The organism is Bradyrhizobium sp. LCT2 (assembly GCF_009931255.1).
GTDB lineage: Bacteria > Pseudomonadota > Alphaproteobacteria > Rhizobiales > Xanthobacteraceae > Bradyrhizobium > Bradyrhizobium diazoefficiens.
The window spans coordinates 5,948,632-5,964,679 of the sequence record NZ_CP034432.1; the positions used below are offsets into that span (position 1 = coordinate 5,948,632).

Here is a 16,048-nt window from a genome sequence, read left to right on the forward strand (position 1 = left end):
GGAGCAATTCGGGTGAGGGTGAGTCTCCGCAAGCTCGATGGTTACCTCCCTCGCGGAGGCTCCCCCTCACCCCGACCCTCTCCCCGCAAGCGGGGCGAGGGAGAAGAAAGAGATCAGTCCTTCGGACGCAGCTTCTCGACTTCGGCATCGCTGGGCAGATAGTCCGCGCCCTTCTTGTAAGAAGAGTCCACCATCACACCCTTGCCCTCCTTCAGCGCGGTCTTGCCAACGTAAGCGCCGAGGGTCGACTGGTGGTCGATCTTGCGGAAGGTGATCTCGCCGAACGGCGACGGCATCGACAGGCCCTCGGCTGCGGCAATCAGCTTCTCCGGATCGGTCGAGCCGGCCTTTGCCAGGATCGCGGCGGCCGACTTGATGGTCTGGTAGCCGACGATCGAGCCGAGACGCGGATAATCGTTGTACTTGGCCTGGTAGGCCTTCAGGAACGCATCATGCTCGGGCGTCTTGATCGAGTACCAGGGATAGCCGGTGACGATCCAGCCCTCCGGCGTCTCGTCCTTGAGCGGATCGAGATATTCGGGCTCGCCGGTCAGGAAGGACACGACCTCGCGCCCCTTGAACAGGCCGCGGGTGTTGCCTTCGCGCACGAGCTTCACGAGGTCGGCGCCGAAGGTGACGTTGAGGATCGCCTCGGGATTGGCCGCGGCAACCGCCTGCACCACCGGACCCGCATCGATCTTGCCCTGCGGCGGCCACTGCTCGTCCACCCACTGGATGTCGGGGCGCTTCTCCGACATCAGCTTCTTGAACACGGCAACTGCCGACTGGCCGTACTCATAGTTCGGCGCGATCGTCGCCCAGCGCTTTGCCGGCAGCTTGCTGGCTGCTTCCACCAGCATCGCGGCCTGCATGTAGTTCGAGGGCCGCAGGCGGAAGGTGTACTTGTTGCCCTTCGACCAGGTCACGGCGTCCGTCAGCGGCTCGGCCGCAAGGAAAAACACCTTCTTCTGGTTGGCGAAGTCGCTGACGGCCAGACCGATGTTCGACAGGAACGTCCCCGTCAGCATCGCGACGCCCTCGCTCGACACGAGCTCATTGGCCGCAGTCTGCGCATCCGCCGGCTTGCCGCCGTCGTCCTTGGAGACGACGACGAGCTTCTTGCCGTTGATGCCGCCGGCCGCGTTGATCTCTTCCACGGCGAGCTGCCAGCCCTTGCGATAAGGCTCGGTGAAGGCCGGCAGCAGCGAGTAGCTGTTGATCTCGCCGATCTTGATGTCCTGGGCCACGGCCGAATGAGCCATGCCGCCGGCCAGAAGCGCGAAGGCCGCGCCCACAAAATAGTTTCTCGCTCGCATCCCAACCTCCAGTTTTGAACTCTCTACGTCTTCAGCGTGATCTTGTCGGGGAAGCAGTGCCCGCCTCCCCGGTTCAAACTCTATCTCAGACCGTCCTCGCCCTTGATCTCCGCAACCGTCAGCCCGCCCACACGCGGCAGCGGACGGCCGCTGTCGGTAACGGCGACCGCGACCATGATCTCGTTGGCGCGCGGCGCGTCGTTGATCTGCACTTCCATGCCGTCGAAGTGGCTGCGCACGAAGGCCGCATCCTTGTGACCCAGGGGAATATCGAGCGTCGTGCCGGGGCCGCTGCGCTTCTTCGACGAAGGGATCAGCGCTGCGCCCTTGCTCAGAACCTTCCGCACCGGCGCGCCCATCTTCGGGTGAAGGATCGCTGCCGCATGCTCCAGTTCGCCGTTCTCACCGACGGCCGCCGCCTTGCCGTAGCTCTGCACCTTCGCCCCGTCGATCCCGAGCGCCGCGACTGCGCGCTTCGACAGCAGTTCGCCGAGTTCCTCGCCGATCGCGATCAGCGGCGCGAGATCCTCGACATATTGTCCGGCAAAGGGATTTTCGATCACGGCGATGGCCGCGGCGCGCCGGGTCGGCGGCGAGACCTGGCGGCCCATCTCCATTTGCGTCTCTTCGACGACCGTGACGATCTTGCGGATGATCGCGCTCATGATTGTTTCCCTTGGGCTCTTCCCTGCTCAGGCATGAACCGCGTTCTCCAGCACAGACGGGCGCGATCGTTGCCGTTCAATATCTTTTGTTCCGATGACGAGCATATCACCACTGAGCTGCAACACGGCACCCTCGATCAATCCGCGATCGAACAATTGCCGTGCACATTCCGCGCCAGATTCCAGCGCGGCCGAAATCTCGGTCGGTGACAATTCGCCGACGTTGCGGGTGACAAGACGCGCGCCGAGATCGCTGTCGGGCTGAAGCTCGTTCGCGGGCTGCCGGACGATGGCGGGATGCCCGGGCAGATCGACAGCGTTGGCGATGATCGTGGCCGCCGCATCGGCCTGCGCGGCCGTTGCCGCCAGCACCGTCACGGCGTCGGCAATGCCGAGCGAAAAGCTGCGGCCGTGGCGCCCGCTGGTCGCGATCCCCCGCACGGGATCATCAGCATCGACCTTCATTCTCCGCATCACGCCGTCGCGATCGGGCCGGTCCATCAGGCCGACCGAAAAATGTTCGCCTCGCGCAAGATGCAGCGCGATGTCGCCGCCATTGTTGACATAGGCCTGGTCGAGCGACGCCGCGTTCAGCATTGCGCCCAGAATCTCCTCGGCCACGCTGCCCGCCACCGCGGCCATCGGCGTGATGAAGCAATCGGGGGCATAGGGCGCAACGGCGGCATACATGCGGCGCGCAACGGCGCCCTTCAGTGGGCACGCTCCGGGTTCCGCTGCCTTGCGCAGCTCCGTCAGCTCCACGCAGAGCTCATCGAGCAGTCCGGTGAAGCGGCGCGCTGCGGCGTCATAGGCCGCACGCACCTCGCCCGCGCCCCCCCTCGCTTCGACGATCAGATCAATCGGCCCATCCTGCAAATGCAGCCGCCGACCATCAGACAGCAATGCGATTTGCGGGAGCCGTGTCATGCCCGGGGCCCTGGAATCGGGTTCTGCCAGGGCAACTGGCGGACATCCTCGCCGTTCTGTACTTCCGAGAGCGGCTTGACGTAATCCATGTGTCCACCGAGCGCGGCGTAGTCGGACAGCTTCATCGTGAACTCGATCGGCGCGACCAGCGCCGGCGTCGGCACATAGCCGAACGCGCCTGAAGGCATCTGCGTCACGTCGACCATGTAAGTGATGCCGCCGCCGGGCCAGACATAGACCGGTGCGCCGCCGCTGGTGACGCGTGTCAGCGCGTCCTTCACCGAGCGCGTCAGCCGCACCGGATTGTCGGTGACGCCCGCACGCAGCGAGCCGCCCGCACCGGCCATGAACAGCACGGTGCACAGCGCCGGCTCGCAATTCTCCTGGATACGCTCGACAGAGAACTTCAGATCGGCCGGCATCTCGGTCTCGACCGGCTTCAAGGCCTCGTCGAGCACGTAATAGGACGAATGCTCACCCGTCGTGGAAACCATCAGCATGGAGAGGCCTGGCTTGGCCTCCTTCGCATCGAACGGTCCGAGGATCGCGAGCGGATCGGAAATGTTGGTGCCGCCCCACCCCGTGCCGGGATCGGCGACCTGGAAATAGCGGCCGGGCGTCGAGCGCCGGCCCTTCATCTTGATGCCGGTGTCGGCGATGTCGAGCAGCTTGCCGGCCTGGTGCTCTGAGAGCACGCCGGTGATGTGGTCATCGACGACCACGACCTCGTCGACCTTGCCATGCCATTGCTTGGCGAACATGCCGATCGTCGCCGAGCCGCAGCCGACGCGCATGCGCTCTTCTTTCGCGCCGTTGACGATCGGCGGCCGGCCGGCCTGCACCACCACCGTGGCGCCGCCGTCGATGGTGAGCTCGACCGCCTTGCAATTGGCGAGGTCCATCAGCGTATCGCAGGTGACGCGGCCCTCCTTCTTGGAGCCGCCGGTGAGATGATGCACGCCGCCGAGCGACAGCATCTGCGAGCCGTATTCGCTGGTGGTGACGTGGCCGACCGCCTCGCCCTGCGCGCGCACGGTCGCGGTCTCCGGGCCCAGATAGCGGTCGGTGTCGATCTTCACCTTGATGCCGCAATAGGAGAAGATTCCCTCGGTGACGACGGTCACCATGTCGACGCCGTCGACTTCCGCAGAGACGATGAACGGTGCCGGCTTGTAGTCCGGATAGGTCGTGCCCGCACCGATCGCGGTGACGAAGGTCGAGGGTTCGTGGACGATCTTGCCGTCCCAGTCTTCCGTGCGGCTGAACGGCACAAGCTTGCCGCCATGCGAAACGGTGCGCTCCAGGATCACGTGCGGATCGACGCGAACGAGCTTGCCGTCGTGATTGGCATAGCGATCGCAGGCGCCCGCCGCGCCCGGCTTGATGTAGCACATCACCGGACAGGCATCGCAGCGGATCTTGTCGGTGGCGGCGCTCGTCGTTTCAGTCACCATGTGCAAGCCAGCGGACACTGCGGTTATCATTCGTATACGAACGATGTTGCGCGCGGTCCCGATAGCTGTCAAGCGGCGGCGCGCGCGAAAAGATGCGCTGCCGAATAAAACCTCATTTGCCTGCCGCCTTTGTCCACAAAGCGGGCAGTCGCGCTGCACTGCGGCATGGCCGCTTGCACGTTTGTGTACAAACGGTATCGTCGCAACGTACAATTTTTGCGACCCGATCGTCGCGGGGCTTGGGAACAGGATGACGCAGACACCGATCCGCCTCACCGTGAACGGCAGGATCCACGAGATCACTGCAGAGCGCGCAACGCCATTACTCTATGTGCTGCGCAACGACCTCGCGCTCAACGGTCCGAAATATGGCTGCGGCCTCGGCGAATGCGGCACCTGTACTGTCCTGATCGACGGCGCCGCCGCGCGCTCCTGCGTCATCCCGGTCGGCGGCTGCGCGGGACGCGACATCGTGACGCTCGAAGGGCTCGGCATAAGCGACAAGCCTGATCCGGTGCAGCAGGCCTTCATCGACGAGCAGGCCGCGCAATGCGGCTACTGCCTCAACGGCATGATCATGACCACCAAGGCGCTGCTCGCGATCAACCCGCAGCCGACAGAACAGGAAGCGCTGGCGGCGCTGCGCTACAATCTCTGCCGCTGCGGCACGCATGTCGAAATCCTGCGCGCCGTGATGCGCGCATCGGGGCAGCTCACCGAGGCCGCGGACTGATGGCCTCCCCTGCCTCGAACGGAGCTGAGCGGCAATCAGGCTCGCTCGTCGTCGTCCGCACCGTGGACGAGATCACATCCGAGACCTTCGTCCGCATCACCGCAGACGGCTCGGTCACCGCTTACAATGGTCATGTCGATCTCGGCACCGGCATCCGCACCGCGCTCGGCCAGATCGTCGCCGAGGAGCTCGACGTGTCCTTTGCGCGCGTCGTCATCGTGCTCGGCGATACCGCTGTCGTGCCGAATCAGGGCGCCACGATCGCCAGTGAAACCATCCAGATCACTGCCGTGCCCCTGCGCAAGGCCGCGGCGCAGGCGCGCCACTTCCTGATCGCGCGCGCAGCCGAGCGGCTGGAGTTGCCGGAGGCCGACCTCAAGATCGAAGACGGACTCGTGCGCGGGCACGACAACCGCAGTGTCAGCTATGGCGAATTGATCGGCGGCGAGACGATCCGGCTCGAGCTTGCCGACGACGTCGCCGTCAAGCCCGTCGGCGACTACGCCATCGTCGGCCAGTCGATGCCGCGGGTCGACCTGCCGGCGAAGGCCACGGGCGAGCTGACCTTCGTGCACGACGTCCGCCTGCCTGGCATGCTGCACGGCCGCGTCGTGCGTCCGCCCTATGCCGGCGTCGATGCCGGGCCGTTCGTCGGCACCAGCCTGCTCGCGGTCGACGAATCCTCGGTGCGCGACGTTCCCGGCATCATAGCCGTCGTGCAGATCGGCGATTTCGTCGGAATCGTTGCCGAGCGCGAGGAGAATGCGATTCGCGCCGCGGAGCAGCTCAAGGTGAGCTGGAAGCCGACGCCCACCCTCACCGACCTCGCCGATGTCGAGACCGCGTTGCGCGCCAATCCGTCGACGCCGCGGACGTTGATCGACAAGGGCGACGTCAATGCGGCGATATCAGGCGCCGCCAAGCCGATGCAGCGCACCTATGTGTGGCCGTACCAGATGCATGCCTCGATCGGCCCGTCCTGCGCGGTCGCCGACTTCCAGAGCGGCAACATCCGCGTCTGGTCGGGCACGCAGAATCCGCATCTGCTGCGCGGCGATCTGGCGCTGCTGATCGAGCGCCCCGAGAGCGAGATCGAAGTCATCCGGCTGGAGGCCGCCGGCTGCTACGGCCGCAACTGCGCCGACGACGTCACCGCGGATGCGCTGCTGCTGTCGCGCGCGGTCGGCCGTCCGGTGCGCGTGCAGCTGACGCGCGAGCAGGAGCACGCCTGGGAGCCCAAGGGCACCGCGCAGCTCATCGACGTCAATGGCGGCCTGAACGCCGACGGCGGCGTCGCGGCTTACGACCTCGCCACGCGCTATCCCTCGAACGCCGCGCCGACGCTGGCGCTGCTGCTGACCGGTCGCGTCTCGCCCCATCCGGCCGTGCTCCAGATGGGCGACCGCACCGCGATCCCGCCTTACGACTACGACCACATGCGCGTCATCACCCATGACATGGCGCCGATCGTGCGCGCGTCCTGGCTTCGCGGCGTCTCGGCGCTGCCGAACACGTTTGCGCATGAATCCTACATCGACGAGGCCGCAACGGAAGCCGGCGTCGACCCGATCGAATACCGGTTGCGCTACCTGAAAGACCAGCGCGCCGTCGATCTCGTCAATGCGGTGGCCGAGCGCGCGGGCTGGACGCCGCGGCCGGTCCGCGAAGAGAAGGACGGCGAGGTCGTGCACGGGCGCGGCTTTGCCTATGCGCTCTATGTCCACAGCAAGTTTCCGGGCTATGGCGCGGCGTGGTCGGCCTGGGTCGCCGACGTCGCCGTGAACAAGACGACCGGCGACGTCAGCGTGACGCGCGTCGTCGCCGGGCAGGACTCCGGTCTGATGATCAATCCGGACGGCGTGCGCCACCAGATCCACGGCAACGTCATCCAGTCCACCAGCCGCGCGCTGATGGAGGAGGTCTCGTTCGAGCGCGGTGCGGTGGCGGCGCGCGAATGGGGCGCCTATCCGATCATCCCCTTCCCCGACGTGCCCAAGATCGACGTCTTGATGTTGCCGCGGCCGGACCAGCCGCCGCTCGGCGTCGGCGAGTCCGCCTCGGTGCCGAGCGCGGCGGCAATTGCGAATGCCATCTTCGATGCCACCGGCGTGCGCTTTCGCGAGCCCCCGTTCACGCCCGAGCGCATCCTCCGGGGCCTGCACGGTGACGCGCGGCCCGCGCCGCAGGCCCTGCCCGCTCCTGCAGCGCCACAGCCATCGCGCATCTGGCAGAATCCGTTCGCTAGGCGCGCCGGCATCTTTGCGACCATTGCCGCCGTCTGCACCGCCGCGATCGGCGTTGGCGCTGCCCTCTTGCCTGGCCGCGCCATCGCGCCGATCGCGCGGCCCGATGCATCGGTCTATTCCGCGGCAACCATCGCCCGCGGCGCGCAGCTTGCCGCGCTCGGCAATTGCGCGGAGTGCCACACCACGATCGGCGGTGCGCCCAACGCCGGCGGCCGCGCGCTTGCGACGCCGTTCGGCACGATCTACGCGACCAACATCACGCCCGACGTCGAGACCGGCATCGGCGCCTGGTCCTATCCCGCCTTCGAGCGCGCGATGCGCGACGGGCAGCATCGCGACGGACGGCAGCTCTATCCCGCCTTCCCCTACACGCATTTTTCGAAGACCAGCGAGGCCGACCTCCAGGCGCTCTACGCCTATCTGATGGCGCAGCCCGCGGTGCGCGCGACGCCACCCGCGAATACGCTCGCCTTCCCGTTCAACATTCGCCCGCTGCTCGCGGGCTGGAACGCGCTGTTCCATCAGACGAAGGACTTCAAGCCCGATCCCGCGCAGTCCGCGCAGTGGAATCGCGGCGCCTATCTGGTCGAAAGTCTCGGCCATTGCAGCGCCTGCCATTCGCCGCGCAACGCGCTCGGCGCCGAGCAGCGCGAGGCCTATCTCGCCGGCGGCTTTGCCGAGGGTTGGGAGGCGCCGCCGCTGACGTCGCTGTCGCAGGCACCGATCCCCTGGAGCGAGGACGAGCTCTACGCCTATTTGCGCACCGGCCAGTCGCGCTATCACGGCGTCGCCGCCGGCCCGATGGCGCCTGTTGTCAGGGATCTCACGGCCCTGCCCAACCAGGACATTCGCGCGATGGCCGTCTATCTCAACTCGTTCAACGACGCCGCCACCGAGGCGCCGGATGCGCTTGCCGCCAGGCTCGAGAGCGCAACGCAAGTCACCACCGCCGCCTCCACCGGCGCGCGGCTCTATCAGGGCGCCTGCGCCGTCTGCCACGAGGTCGGCGGCCTGCCGCTGTTCGGCAGCCGGCCCTCGCTCGCGCTCAACAGCAATCTGCACAGCGCATCGCCTGACAATCTCGTGCAGGTGATCCTGCACGGCATCGCCGAGCCCGCATCGAGCGATCTCGGCTACATGCCCGCGTTCAGGAACAGCATGAGCGACGCGCAGGTCGAGGAGCTCGTCACGTTCCTGCGCAGGCAGTTCGCCCCCGACAAGCCGGCCTGGACAGGCGTGCGCGAAACGATCGCACGCGTGCGATCGCCTGCCCACTGAATATTATGCGTGCTTCTTCACTTCCACCGGCGGCGTGCCGTGGGTGTGGAAGGACTCGATCGTCTTCAGGCCCCACGCCTGGCCCTTCTTGCGCTCCTCTTCCGTCCACACGATCGGCTTCCAGTCGGGCGCGAGGATGAGGCGCGCGCCGGCATTGGCGACCTCGACGCGGTTACCGCCGGGCTCGTAGACATAGAGGAAGAAGGTCTGCTGGATCGCGTGCTTGTGCGGACCGGTCTCGATGTGGATGCCGTTCTCCAGGAAGATATCCGCCGCGCGAAGAATCTCCTCGCGGCTGTCGAGCGCGTAGGTGACGTGGTGGAAGCGGCCTGGCGTGCCGGAATGGTCGAGCGAATAGGCGAAGTCGTAGCTCTTGTTCGACATCGTCAGCCACATCGCCGCTTCCCGACCGTCGTTGAGCACGATCTGCTCGGTGAGCCGGCAGCCGAGATAGTTCTCGAAGAACTCGCGGTTGGCCTTGATGTCGACGGCGAGGCAGTTGAGATGGTCGAGGCGGCGGACATTGACGCCGCGGGCGGGAAAGCGCTGCGCCTGGTTCTTCAGCGCGGGCTTCAGCTCCGGCGGCGCCTGATACCATTCGGTCTCGTAATAGAGCTCGACGATGTGACCGTCGGGATCGCGGCAGCGGAAGGTCGGCCCCTGCCCCATGTCGCCGTCGATCCAGCCGATGTCGAACCCGGAGCCCTTGAGGGCGGCGACGCGGCGCTCCAGCGCCTGCTGGCTGCGCGCGCGCAGCGCCATGTGCTCCATGCCTGAGGTCTTCGACGCCGTGAGCTTGAGCGAATAGCGCTCGTAATCGTCCCAGCCCCGCAGGTAGACCGACTCGCCCTTCCGGCCGCTGATTGTCATGCCCATCACATCGACGAAGAATTTCAGGCTCTCGTCGGGCTTGGGCGTCAGCAGCTCCATATGGCCGAGATGGGCAAGATCGAGGATCGGTTCGGGCTGCATGCTTTCCTCCTGGCGTGGCTGCGATCCGCAGGAACCGGATCGCGCATTCGGGCACAGGGCCGCAATTGGCTCACGCGCCCGGAGGCGGCACCGAGGCCGCGGGTTCATTTGTACTAATGTACAAATGATTAGGTCCCGTCAACAAACCAACCCTTGCATCCCGGACCGAATGGCGCCCCGCGCTTGAGCAGAACCATCCCCGAACGGCGGACGGACTGCCCGAATGGTAAAATCTTCCCTAATTCGATCGAAAGCCTGCTGGCCCCAAAAAGCAGCACTTTCCGGCCGTTTCCGCCCACAGATATGCATCAGGAACGAATCTATCGGCCGAATTGTCGCGGATTTAACGAAGCGGCCGCGGCTGCCGTTTAACCGTTTGTGCAGCCGCGGCCGCGCATAGTCCGGTGCAACCCCCGTGCTCTTGCCAGGTTCATTCATCGTGACATCCTTTGGACGCGTGATTTCGGTACGTGGATCGCTCGCCCGGGTCGGGCTTCTGGCGGCAAGCCAGATGCCGATCTCGGAGGTTCGGGCGACCGTCGGCCGTTTCGTCAGCATTCGCTGCGCCAGCTCGGTCATCGTCGCGATGATCACCGAGGTCTCCTGCGAGAATCTGTCGAGCGCCGACAATTACATCGCCATCGCCTCGGTCGACCTGCTCGGCGAGATCCTCAACGCCGCCGACAAGGCCAAATTCCAGCGCGGCGTCACCAATTATCCGACCATCGGCGACGCGGTCGACCTGATCACGAGCCAGGAGCTGCGCACGATCTACGCGCCGACCGGATCGGACCAGATCAACGTCGGCTTCCTCCAGCAGGACCGCTCGGTGATCGCCTATGTCGACGTCGAGGAAATGCTGTCCAAGCATTTTGCCGTGCTGGGATCGACCGGCGTCGGCAAATCGACCGGCGTCTCGCTGCTGCTCAACGAGATCCTGAAGGCGCGCCCGAACCTCCGCATCTTCCTGCTCGACGTGCACAACGAATATGGCCGCTGCTTCGGCGACCGCGCGCTGGTGCTGAACCCGCGGAACCTGAAGCTGCCGTTCTGGCTGTTCAACTTCGAGGAAATCGTCGACGTGCTGTTCGGCGGCCGCGCGGGCGTTCCGGAGGAGCTCGACATCCTCGCCGAGGTGATCCCGCTCGCCAAAGGCGTCTACACCCAATACCAGAACGCCGACCGCATCGGCCTCAAGCGCATCGACCCCAAGCAGATCGGCTACACGGTCGACACACCGGTGCCTTATCGTCTCGTCGATCTGATGTCGCTGATCGACGAGCGCATGGGCAAGCTCGAAAACCGCTCCTCGCGCATCATCTATCACAAGCTGATCTCGCGTATCGAGGCGGTGCGCAACGATCCGCGCTACGCCTTCATGTTCGACAACGCCAATGTCGGCGGCGACACCATGGCCGAGGTGATCAGCCACCTGTTCCGCCTGCCCGCCAACGGCAAGCCGATGACGGTGATGCAACTCGCCGGCTTCCCGGCCGAAGTGATCGATTCCGTCGTCTCGGTGCTCTGCCGCATGGCCTTCGACTTCGGCCTGTGGAGCGACGGCGTCTCGCCGCTCTTGTTCGTCTGCGAGGAAGCGCATCGCTACGCCTCCGCCGACCGCAACGTGGGCTTCGGGCCGACCCGCAAGGCGGTGTCGCGCATCGCCAAGGAAGGCCGCAAATACGGCGTCTATCTCGGGCTGATCACCCAGCGTCCGGCCGAGCTCGACGCCACCATCATCTCCCAGTGCAACACGCTGTTCACGATGCGTCTAGCCAACGAGCGCGACCAGGCGCTGCTGCGCGCCGCGGTGTCGGATGCGGCCGCGAACCTACTCTCCTTCGTACCCTCGCTCGGCACCCGCGAGGTGCTGGCGTTCGGCGAAGGCGTCGCACTGCCGACGCGCTTGCGCTTCAAGGAGGTGCCGCCGCACCAATTGCCGCGCGGCGAAGCCACCATCAGCAGCGTGCCGTCGGTGACCTCCGGTCACGACATGCATTTCGTCAGCGCCGTGCTCGAGCGCTGGCGCGGCGCCACCTCGCAGCGCGACGTGCCGAACGACCCGGTGTTCCAGGCGCCACCCGCGAAGACGCTCGGCACCGCCGAAGCCCCGATGCTGCAGCCCTCGATGGGCCTCGATCCCGACCGCTTCTCGCTGTTGAAGAAGCCGCTGCGGTAAGGCCACGCGCCACCCACTTCGTCATTGCGAGCGCAGCGAAGCAATCCAGAATCCCTCCGCGGAAACACTCTGGATGGCTTCGCTGCGCTCGCAATGACGGAGCAAGGTGAATGAGCGCCATTCCCCAATGCGCATCCAAACCGCAGATGCGCCGTCGCGCCGCGCCAACCGGTGCCCCGTGGCACGTTGAGCCCCGCGTCCGCATCGACTATGGTTGCCGGCCCCAAGCCGGAATCCATGCCAATGACAAAAACAGCCGCACAACGCTTCCCAGCTCCCGCCCTCGACACGCTGCCTGACGACATCCGCACGCGCCTCCTCGCCGTGCAGGAGAAGAGCGGCTTCGTGCCGAACGTCTTCCTCACGCTGGCCTATCGTCCGGACGAGTTCCGCGCGTTCTTCGCCTATCACGACGCGCTGATGGAGAAGGACGGCGGCCTCACCAAGGCCGAACGGGAGATGATCGTGGTGGCGACCTCGGCGGCCAACCAGTGCCAGTATTGCGTGATCGCCCATGGCGCTATCCTGCGCATCCGCGCCAAGAACCCGCTGATCGCCGACCAGGTCGCGGTGAACTATCGCAAGGCCGACATCACGCCGCGGCAGAAGGCGATGCTCGACTTCGCGATGAAGGTCTCGGCCGACGCGCAGCGCATCTCGGAGGAGGATTTCGCCGCGCTTGCGCCGCACGGCTTCAGCGACGACGACATCTGGGACATCGCCGCGATCTCGGCCTTCTTCGCGCTGTCGAACCGGCTGGCGAACTTCACCGGCATGCGGCCGAACGACGAGTTCTACTTGATGGGCCGGCTGCCGAAGAAGTGAATGACGCGGTGGCTGACGAGCAATGACCGTGCTGAACTGGCCCGAGATCCTTCTGCGCCTCGGCGTCGCCACGCTCGCAGGCTGCGCCATCGGCCTCAATCGTGACCTGCACAGCAAGCCGATCGGGCTGAAGACGCTCGGCATCGTCGGGCTCTCGACCGCAACCGTCGTATTGCTGGCCGTGCAGTTCGCCGAGGCGGGCAAGATCACCGATGCGGCAAGCCGCGTCATCCAGGGCATCCTCACCGGCATCGGCTTCCTCGGTGCCGGCGTCATCGTCCACGAAAGCGACAGGTTTCGCGTCCGCGGCCTGACCAGTGCCGCCTGCACCTTCCTCGCCGCCTGCCTCGGCATCGCCTGCGGCGTCGGCCAGTGGCCGATCGTCGGAACGGCGCTGACACTGGCCTTCCTGATCCTCACCGTCGGCAACCGCGCCGAGCACTGGCTGCACCGGATGCTCGGCGCCAGGGACGAGACGCACGAAACCGATGCGCCGCCGAAGACGCGCTCCTCGGATGAGAGCTAGAACCGAAGCCGCCGCGCCCACAGCGGTTTCAGCAATTCGAGCACCGTCAGCACCAGCAGCCCCGCGCCGAGCGCGATCATCAGATCGTCCGCATGCAGCGGACCAAAGCGGAACAGGCTGGAGGCCGGCGGCCAGAGCAGCGCGGTGGCGAGAACGAGAGCCACCCCCGCGAAGATCCAGGTCAATGCGGGATTTGGACGGAAGAATGCGGACGCGAACGATGCGCTGAAGGACCGATTGACCAGGACCAGAGCGACAATGCAGACGACGAGCGTCACGAAGGCGAGCGTCCTCGCCTCGTCGGCGACGAGGCCGGAGCGAAGCGCGCCGACGAATATGATGGCGGTCAGGGCAAATGCGAGGGCCCCCTGAAGCACGCTCCAGCCAACCAGTGCCCACGAGAACAGCGCGGCATCAGGCCGCCTCGGCGGACGCGTCATCGCATCGCGCTCGTCCCGCTCCGCCTCGAACACCAGCGAGCATACGGGGTCGATGATCAGCTCCAGAAACGCGATGTGCACCGGACTGAAGATCAGCGGCAGCCCGAAGACCAGGGGCAGCAGCGCAAGTCCCGCGATCGGCACATGAACGGCGAAGATGAAGGCCATCGCCTTCCGCAGATTGTCGTAGATGCGGCGGCCCAGACGAATAGCCGACACGATCGAACCGAAATCGTCGTCGAGCAGCACGATCGCCGACGCCTCTCGCGCGACGTCGGTCCCGCGCCCTCCCATCGCGATGCCGATGTGGGCGGCCTTGAGCGAAGGCGCGTCGTTGACGCCGTCGCCGGTCATCGCCACGATCTCGCCGTTGAGCTTCATCGCCTGGACGATGCGCAGCTTCTGCTCCGGCAAAACCCGGGCGAACACGTTGACATGCCCGACGCGTTTCGCGAGCTCCGGATCATCCGCCAGCCTGACCTGATCGCCGGTCATGACGTCACGGACGTCGAGTCCGGCCTGGTTCGCGATGGCAACGGCGGTTGCCGGATAATCGCCCGTGATCATGACGACGCGGATCCCCGCCGCGCGGCATTCGCGAACCGCCTCCGGGACATGGGGCCGCAGCGGATCGGCAAGCCCGACCAGGCCGACAAATCGAAACGCGAAATCCTCCTGGGTCGGCGGGAGTGAAGACTCATCGCAGGCGGCAACGGCCATCCCCAGCACGCGAAGCCCGTCCCTCGCCATCGCGCTGGCGGCATCTCGCACCGAATCCTGATCAGCAGCGTTCATCCTGCACAGGCGCGCGATCGCCTCGGGCGCGCCCTTGGCGCATGCGACGAGGTCCGCCCGGCCGGCCGTGCGCCAGACCTGCGTCATGGCCAGCAGCTCGGGGCGCAGACCGTAGGTACGCACCAGCGTCCGGTCGCCGTCCGGCGCATCGCCTCCCCGCAAGGCGTCCTGCGCGAACAGATGCAGAGCCTTCTCCATCGGGTCGAACGGTTCCGGAGAGCTCGCCAGGGCACCGCAACGCGCCAGCTCGATAAATTCAGGCCTGGCGTCATCCCGCCCGGCGCTCTCCGGACGCATGCGTGCCCCGTCGAGCAGCCGCAACTCCGCGACGGACATCTGGTTCTGCGTCAGTGTCCCGGTCTTGTCGGTGCACAGGACGGTCGCAGAGCCGAGGACCTCGATGGCTGCGGCTCGCCGCGTCAGGACGCGCGCCTGCGAAATCCGCCAGGCTCCCATCGCCATGAAGACCGTGAGCACGACGCCAAATTCTTCCGGCAACATCGCCATGCCGATGGCGATGCCCGCAAGCAGCGCTTGCAGCCAGTCCCCACGCAAGACTCCGTAGAGCGCGATGGCGGCCACGCTGACGACCGCGCCGCCGAGGAAGCAGAGCCGCACCAGTCTTGCGGTCTGTTGCCGAAGCCGGGGCGGCTCGGTTTGCAAGCCGCGCAGCGACAGCCCGATCTTCCCGATCTCGCTGCGCGGGCCGGTGGCCTCGACCAGCGCCAGCCCCTCGCCGCGCACGACGAGCGAACCTGAATACACGAAGGGCTGATCCTCGCCGCCCGGCCGCTGATCGGCTGACATGGCCTTGCCGGCAGCCCGCTTGCGGACGGGCACCGACTCGCCGGTCAGCAGCGACTCGTCGATCTGCAGATCGCGCGCGTCCACCAGCGCGGCGTCGGCCGGAATCCGGTCGCCTTCGCCGAGGACGAGCAGGTCGCCGCGCACGACCTCGCGGCCCGGGATGCGCCGACGCGCACCGTCCCGCACCACGAGCGCGCGCGGGCTGCTCAGGTCGCGCAAGGCTTCCAGAACGCGCTCGGTCCGGGTCTCCTGCACCACCGTGATCACGATCGACATCGCACCGAAGACCAAGAGGATCAGCGCTTCCCTGAGATCGCCGAGCACGAGGTAGACCAGCCCACCGCAAAGCAGCAGCACGAGCATCGGCTCGCGCAGCACTTCCATGACGATGCGGAGCGGACTGCGTCGTTCGGGCCGAGGCAACTCGTTGGCGCCGTCCTCTTCCAACCGCGCCCGAGCCTCGGCCTCGCTCAGCCCGGCCGGTCTTTTGGCTTCCGTGGCGCTCACGTCTTCCGCCGCAGGCTCCAGAGACTTCCGGCGAGCAGGACGGCCGTCACGAGCAGTATGGCGACGAAGGTCTGGATGATTGTGAAGTTCAGCGCATCACGCGCGACGAACAGCGCGGTGATGGCTCCGGCCAGGACAAACAGAATGCGAAGGATCAGGCTCATCGTCGCGTCTCCAGGTCGGCATGATCCGGAGCCCACCTGGCGACGCGGGAGCGCAATGCTGGTTCGGCTGTCATGCCGGCGGACCTTAGCGGCCGACGCCGACGCCGATTTGCGATACGTCAATTTTACCTGCGCCGTTGGGCCGCACGTTCGGCCCGGTCCGCCGCCTGCGCCTCCTCAACATCCAGCGTAATCGACACTTTCAGGAACGGCG

12 protein-coding genes are annotated in these 16,048 nt (G+C 66.2%); 5 read left to right on the forward strand and 7 right to left on the reverse strand.

The window, feature by feature from the left end; genetic code table 11:
- Positions 1-113: 113 nt before the first annotated feature.
- The 4 genes from EI171_RS28600 to EI171_RS28615 form a co-directional block, all read right to left on the reverse strand.
- Positions 114-1,316, reverse strand: coding sequence for an ABC transporter substrate-binding protein (locus tag EI171_RS28600; RefSeq protein ID WP_028170888.1), 1,203 nt, complete (start codon positions 1,314-1,316; stop codon positions 114-116).
- Between the two features lie 80 nt (positions 1,317-1,396).
- Positions 1,397-1,981, reverse strand: a complete 585-nt coding sequence (locus tag EI171_RS28605) for an amino acid synthesis family protein (RefSeq protein WP_011086605.1) — start codon at positions 1,979-1,981, stop codon at positions 1,397-1,399.
- A 27-nt stretch (positions 1,982-2,008) separates the two neighbouring features.
- Positions 2,009-2,908 carry a UPF0280 family protein gene (locus tag EI171_RS28610; RefSeq protein WP_161535327.1) on the reverse strand — a complete coding sequence of 300 codons (900 nt, stop codon included), beginning with the start codon at positions 2,906-2,908 and terminating at the stop codon, positions 2,009-2,011.
- Positions 2,905-4,362 (reverse strand): 6-hydroxynicotinate reductase, encoded by a 1,458-nt coding sequence (locus EI171_RS28615; RefSeq protein WP_161537088.1) that lies wholly within the window; start codon positions 4,360-4,362, stop codon positions 2,905-2,907. Before EI171_RS28615 ends, EI171_RS28610 begins: the two co-directional genes overlap by 4 nt.
- A 250-nt stretch (positions 4,363-4,612) precedes the next feature.
- On the opposite strand from EI171_RS28615, the gene EI171_RS28620 reads away from it, so the two are divergent.
- On the forward strand, positions 4,613-5,095 hold the full coding sequence (locus EI171_RS28620) for a (2Fe-2S)-binding protein (RefSeq protein ID WP_161535328.1): 483 nt from the start codon (positions 4,613-4,615) through the stop codon (positions 5,093-5,095).
- Complete coding sequence (locus tag EI171_RS28625; protein ID WP_161535329.1) at positions 5,095-8,619, forward strand: molybdopterin cofactor-binding domain-containing protein; 3,525 nt, start codon at positions 5,095-5,097, stop codon at positions 8,617-8,619. The genes EI171_RS28620 and EI171_RS28625 overlap by 1 nt, the downstream gene beginning before the upstream one ends.
- Positions 8,620-8,622: 3 nt before the next feature.
- Here the strand turns inward: EI171_RS28625 and EI171_RS28630 are convergent, their stop codons facing one another.
- Complete coding sequence (locus EI171_RS28630; RefSeq protein WP_011086600.1) at positions 8,623-9,591, reverse strand: catechol 2,3-dioxygenase; 969 nt, start codon at positions 9,589-9,591, stop codon at positions 8,623-8,625.
- Between the two features lie 439 nt (positions 9,592-10,030).
- On the opposite strand from EI171_RS28630, the gene EI171_RS28635 reads away from it, so the two are divergent.
- From EI171_RS28635 to EI171_RS28645, 3 genes are all read left to right on the forward strand, one after another.
- Complete coding sequence (locus EI171_RS28635; RefSeq protein WP_028170883.1) at positions 10,031-11,770, forward strand: ATP-binding protein; 1,740 nt, start codon at positions 10,031-10,033, stop codon at positions 11,768-11,770.
- 243 nt (positions 11,771-12,013) lie between these two features.
- Entirely contained in the window at positions 12,014-12,595 is a 582-nt protein-coding gene (locus tag EI171_RS28640) for a peroxidase-related enzyme (RefSeq protein ID WP_011086598.1), read from the forward strand.
- 22 nt (positions 12,596-12,617) lie between these two features.
- A complete protein-coding gene (locus tag EI171_RS28645; protein WP_161535330.1) occupies positions 12,618-13,121 on the forward strand; it encodes an MgtC/SapB family protein in 504 nt (167 codons plus the stop codon).
- Here EI171_RS28645 and EI171_RS28650 read toward each other — a convergent pair.
- Both EI171_RS28650 and EI171_RS44985 read right to left on the reverse strand, forming a co-directional pair.
- Positions 13,118-15,670 (reverse strand): HAD-IC family P-type ATPase, encoded by a 2,553-nt coding sequence (locus EI171_RS28650; protein ID WP_161535331.1) that lies wholly within the window; start codon positions 15,668-15,670, stop codon positions 13,118-13,120. The genes EI171_RS28645 and EI171_RS28650 overlap by 4 nt on opposite strands.
- Positions 15,667-15,834, reverse strand: coding sequence for a hypothetical protein (locus tag EI171_RS44985; RefSeq protein WP_165405372.1), 168 nt, complete (start codon positions 15,832-15,834; stop codon positions 15,667-15,669). The genes EI171_RS28650 and EI171_RS44985 overlap by 4 nt, the downstream gene beginning before the upstream one ends.
- Between the last annotated feature and the right edge of the window lie 214 nt (positions 15,835-16,048).